This window comes from Argonema antarcticum A004/B2 (assembly GCF_023333585.1).
GTDB classification, from domain to species: domain Bacteria; phylum Cyanobacteriota; class Cyanobacteriia; order Cyanobacteriales; family Aerosakkonemataceae; genus Argonema; species Argonema antarcticum.
Map to the genome: position 1 here is coordinate 113,639 of NZ_JAIQZN010000010.1, position 4,580 is coordinate 118,218.

Here is a 4,580-nt window from a genome sequence, read left to right on the forward strand (position 1 = left end):
CAGAATCAGGGGAGAGAGGGCAGAGAATATCGAAAAAGCGATCGAATTTTACACCGCCGCACTCACTGTTCGCACCCGCGATGCCTTTCCCGAAAATTGGGCAAGGACGCAAAATAATCTGGCAAATGCCTACTCTGACAGAATCAGAGGAGAGAGGGCAGAGAATATCGAAAAAGCGATCCGTTGTTATAGAGAAGCCCTAGAAGTTCGCACTCCCTCAGCCTTCCCCCTAGATTGCCTTGACACAGGACGCAACCTCGGCAACCTCGCTTTTGAACTCCAAGACTGGAATAACGCCATCTACGGCTACGAAAACGCCATTTCAGCCGTCGAACAAAGTCGGGAGTGGGCAACCTCCCAACGCAGCAAGCGGGAAATCCTCCAAGATGCCCTCGATGTTTACGAAAAAATGGTGCAAGCCTGCATCAATGCGGAACGCTACGACACCGCCCTCCTCACCGTCGAACGCAGCAAATCTCGCACCCTCATCGAACTCCTCGACAGCGCCAACCTCTACCCCAAAAACGCCACCGCAGACCAAAAACAACGCCTCAGCCGCTTCCGCCGCCAAATCACCGACTTGCAGCAACAACTCGACACCACCCAACCCACCGACGCCACCGACGAACGCACAGATACCGAGACGCGAGGACAGGGAAACATCCCCACGCCACAACCAACTTCCCCAGCGACCGACAACCTCAAAACCGAATTGCAAAACCTGCAACAGCAACTCGACCAACTCCTCATCGAAATCGGCGACCCCGACTTCACCCTCACCCAAAAAGTCATTCCCCAACTCCCCGACTTCACCCAACTCCTCGACACCGAAACCGCCCTCATCGAGTGGTATCTTCCCCCCAACCCGGAAAATGGGTTTTATGTCTTTCTCGTCGCCATTCCCGCCGAAGATCCCCCTAAATCCCCCTTAGAAAGGGGGACTTTGATTGACGATTCCATTCCTCCCCTTTTTAAGGGGGGGCAAGGGGGGGATCGAATCCAAATTCAACACCTCGCCTTCTCTGGCGAAGACCGCCAACAACTCGACATCCACATCGCCACTTACCGCAGCGACTACAGCCAATTTACCTGGCAAGAAGCCCTCCGTCCGCGCCTAGAAGCGATTTCCCAATCTCTGCAACTCAACTCAATCCGCGCTAAACTGCCCGAAACCATCCAAAAACTGATCCTAGTTCCCCACCTCGACTTACATTTAATCCCCCTCCACGCTTTATCGGTGGAAGGCAAAATCCTGCAAGACTGCTACCCCAACGGCATTCAATACGCGCCTAGCTGCCAATTTCTAGAACGCCTCCACCAACGCCAGCGCCAGTCTCCCAATAAACCTCCCCTGTTCGCCATCCAAAACCCCACCGAAGACCTGAACTACACCGAAATTGAAGTTGAAACGATTTCTCGCCAATTCGACCCAGACACGCACATCCTCAAGCGCCGCCAAGCTACCAAAATCGCCCTTAATTCCCCAGAAACTCTCGCCAAATTAAGTCTCGCTTACTACGCCCATTTCTCCTGTCACGGCAGTTTTAACCCAAATTATCCCCTCAACTCCGCCCTAGTTTTAGCCACAGAAACCGCAATCGCAGACCCACAGCCAGCGGAAGAAACGGCGGACAGCGAAAAAGAAAAAAGATATGTTACCATCCGTGACGGTCGGCGCTTCGATACCACCACCCAAGGACTGACCCTCAGAGAAATCTTTGCCAATCTCGATTTACCCGTCTGTCGCCTCGTCACCCTTTCTGCGTGCGAAACTGGATTGGTAGATACCGCCCTCACCGATGAATATATCGGTTTAGCTAGCGGTTTCCTCTATGCTGGCGCTACCAATGTGGTCAGCAGTTTGTGGTCGGTCAGCGATTTGGCTACCGCTTTTCTGATGATTCGCTTTTATCTAGAATTGGCGAAAAAACCCAGCCTTAGCGTTGCTGTCGCCCTCAAAAAAGCTCAAAACTGGCTGCGTAATTTGTCCAGGGAAGACTTTCTCAAGGAACTGGATACCTTAAAATTGGATGAAGAACGCGGGAAAGGAATCGATCGATGGTTAATATCAAATGGTGATGAACCTTTCCCTTTTGAAAATCCGGCTTATTGGGCGGCTTTCTGTGCGATCGGACTTTAAGAACTTTCAGGGCAAATCAATTTATGGATTCTAACAAAACTCTTCTAGCTTTTCTAGAACTGCTGAAAAATAATTTTTCTCCTTTGCCTCAAGCCATGCAAGACTTACCTATCCTTAATGAAAGTCTAGCTAAATTGCCAGATGATAAAATTGAACAAGCCGTCGATCTTATTATTGGTTGGTGCGGCAAACGTCAACCGTTAGGAAAAATTCTTAACGATTCTTGCCGACAAATAAAACTCGAACATCTGATCGATCCACTTCCTGACAATTTAGACAATACTTTTCGAGAAGTTAGAAAAACCGTTCAGGAAAAAGTTGATGCCCTAAAAAAAGTACGGGATGAAAAAAATGGGTGAGCGAATTTCCGAACCGAATATTTACTTGTTTGCTTTTCATTTGACTGAGGGTTTCAACGCGACGGGAAAGGCAAACAATCTCGATTTGGTTAAGGATAGATTTCTGAAAATTCTAAAAGAATTTCAGGTAAAGCCGCTACCAGATTTACACGCACCAACAAATTATTCTATCCCGATCGAAGGCGAAGTTTATTTAGAAGAAAATCCCCACAATCCAGACATCGATCCATTAATTGTTAAAGGTTTTGTTCATCCTCTCGATCTTCGCGATAGTTACGCTTTTGGTTTAAACATCGGTTGTCCAGAACCAACCCCTAGTGACAAATATCAAGACATAGACATCACCCAGCTTGAAAAATTTCACCCCAACTGCTTCCTGCCAAATTTTGTCGAAAGTTCTCTAGGGCAAACTTTACTAATTACAGCAAAATTAACTATAGCACAGAAGCAAAAAGGCGATCGGTTTATCCGAGACTTAGCCGATAAGTGCGTTAAAAATTTCATCCCATCAGCATATCCTAACACTCTAAGGCTCGATCGCTACGGCGAACTCTTCGGTAGTCCGATTTTTGAATACGGTAATCCTAACCAACCAGATACTTACATTCATGTCATTGTTTGGTTATTTACTGACCCAGAAACCGAAACCAAATTTGGAGACTGTTATCAAGATTTTTTGATATTATTGTTTTATCGCAATAAAATTATTCAATCTTATAAAAATAGCCGAGATGTTAAAATTGCAATTGCTGATGATTACCAAAAAATCGAAGAACAAATTGATAAAATCAATGGGTTGTCATCAGAGAATTTGAGCGCAGAAGAACTAAGACAATTAAAAACCCAGTTGAAAGAACTGCCTAAAATTGCACTAGAATACGCTCAAATGCTGCGAGATTTAGAAGATTACCGCCACACGATCGCGTTGAACGATCGAAATTACTTAGATACTATTGACAGAGTGGTAGAAAAAATCACATTAAACTATCAAGATGCTTTAAATAACCAACCGATATTTTTAACACAATTCAGTCAAAAAAATAGCAGCTATTTTCAAGAACAAATCCAAGGAAAATTAGGCTATTTCGTGCATGGTTCTGGCTTATTAGATAAAGCGATCGCATCGATCAGAGGAATTGTAGAGATCGAACAAGCAGAGATCGATCGCAACCTGCAAACTACAATCGCCGTAGTAGGCGCAGGGATAGGCGTAGCCGGGGTAGTAGCAACTAGCGTCCCATACTGGATTGAGCAGAAACCGGGAGTAATAAACATTAATAAACCATTCGATTTTAGCGCCTTTGCTACCTTCATATTAATTATCGTTATCAGCTTAGGTTCTGGCTTACTTACCTGGAAAGTTGCTACTAATTTAATAAACCGAAAACCCACTAATAAAAAAATGAAGCCGCAAAGCGAATCAACCAAAAATTAAGTTAGCTTACTCCCTTCCCAAAGTCCAGAAGTAGCAATTCCTCAAGAAGATGAAGAAGCGCGATCACCATCCTAATTTCCCTTTTTAACCAATGGAAGAAATCTTAGAACTGAAACAGCTTTTACTCCAAGGCGATATTAAAGGCGCTTTAGTCATTGCCGAAGAAATTGCAGAAATGAGCAAAAAAGATATCATCAACAACATTTATAGTTTTGCAGTAGTTCTGCTATTGCATCTAATCAAACAAAAAGTAGAAAACCGGACAACTCGCTCTTGGGATACTTCAATTAGAAACTCTGTTAGGAACATAAAGCGGCTCAATAAACGTCTCAAATCTAACGGATCTTATCTGAATTTAGAAGAATTAGAAGAAACTCTCATTGAAGCATATTCTTCTGCTCTTGATGATGCTGCTTTAGAAACTCTTGAAGGCATTTATGAAGCGCGACAACTAAAAACAATGGTTAAAGAAGATGACATTATAGCTAGTGCCTTAGCTTTGATTACTTCTACCGAATCTACTGAAAAACCTCAATAAATTAGCTATGAAAAAGCCCCAGGACAAGGTGGTGATATGTCATCTCTTCCCCAGCAACCGGAAAAAGAGCGATCGCACATTTCTAAAAAAGGTACGTAGTTGCGCTTT

The 4,580-nt window shown here is 44.4% G+C and carries 4 protein-coding genes; all 4 read left to right on the forward strand.

Annotated features, from left to right (window positions below; translation table 11 throughout):
• On the forward strand, positions 1 to 2,140 hold a 2,140-nt coding region (locus LAY57_RS06995), incomplete at its 5' end, for a CHAT domain-containing protein (protein WP_249065631.1).
• A gap of 23 nt (positions 2,141 to 2,163) precedes the next feature.
• Positions 2,164 to 2,499 carry a hypothetical protein gene (locus LAY57_RS07000; RefSeq protein ID WP_249065632.1) on the forward strand — a complete coding sequence of 112 codons (336 nt, stop codon included), beginning with the start codon at positions 2,164 to 2,166 and terminating at the stop codon, positions 2,497 to 2,499.
• On the forward strand, positions 2,492 to 3,934 hold the full coding sequence (locus LAY57_RS07005) for a hypothetical protein (RefSeq protein ID WP_249065633.1): 1,443 nt from the start codon (positions 2,492 to 2,494) through the stop codon (positions 3,932 to 3,934). The genes LAY57_RS07000 and LAY57_RS07005 overlap by 8 nt, the downstream gene beginning before the upstream one ends.
• Positions 3,935 to 4,025: 91 nt before the next feature.
• Positions 4,026 to 4,472 (forward strand): DUF29 family protein, encoded by a 447-nt coding sequence (locus LAY57_RS07010; protein WP_249065634.1) that lies wholly within the window; start codon positions 4,026 to 4,028, stop codon positions 4,470 to 4,472.
• Positions 4,473 to 4,580: the final 108 nt, after the last annotated feature.